At 51.9% G+C, this 528-nt stretch carries 1 protein-coding gene; it reads right to left on the bottom strand.

Going from position 1 to position 528, the window contains the following annotated elements; all coding sequences use genetic code 11:
• Window positions 1–145: 145 nt before the first annotated feature.
• On the bottom strand, window positions 146–364 hold the full coding sequence (locus AC6RNO_RS36790) for a hypothetical protein (protein WP_497108448.1): 219 nt from the start codon (window positions 362–364) through the stop codon (window positions 146–148).
• Between the last annotated feature and the right edge of the window lie 164 nt (window positions 365–528).

Below are 528 nucleotides of genomic sequence, written 5' to 3'. Positions count from 1 at the left end.
TTTTTTTCCTCTCTGCCTCTGTCGTGCAGTCCATGTGTCCTTAACAAAAACGATCTCCGTGTCGCTCGCCTTCCCTCCGCCCACATTACATCGGCTTCATCGGTATTATGCGGCGATCCGACTCCCTGACCGCCATTTGGCTTTCTTACGTTTCATCGCTTGTCCGCCATACTCCCGCAGTCGTTCCTAACGAGTACTTGCCTAGCGGAAGAACGATCAGGGTCTCCCAAGTTGCCGAGTGATTATTGGTTTGCATGCCTGGCTCTTCGACCCCGGGGAAGCTCCCTTGAACTCGCCTTGTATCGTTCAAAGTCGTGTTGCCTTCCAGTAAAGTGACACTGTCGGCCGTTCCCGTTTTCTGCATTTCGAGGCTCAATCACTTTCAGGCCTACACCCTATCTGTCTACGCTTAAACGAACCTGTTACCATGTTCGTTCCAAGACTCGTTATTGGTGATGTGGCTAACACCTTTCCAAGCAGGGTTCCCACCTGCTACCTCACTCGACCTATGCTTGGTCGCTCCACTTT

The organism is Paenibacillus sp. sgz302190, assembly GCF_059820445.1.
This window is presented reverse-complemented; position numbering and strand designations above follow the sequence as displayed.

Coding starts and splice junctions, on each gene's coding strand:
- AC6RNO_RS36790 (WP_497108448.1), bottom strand. CDS start 364: ATGCAGAAAACGGGAACGGCCGACAGTGTCACTTTACTGGAAGGCAAC.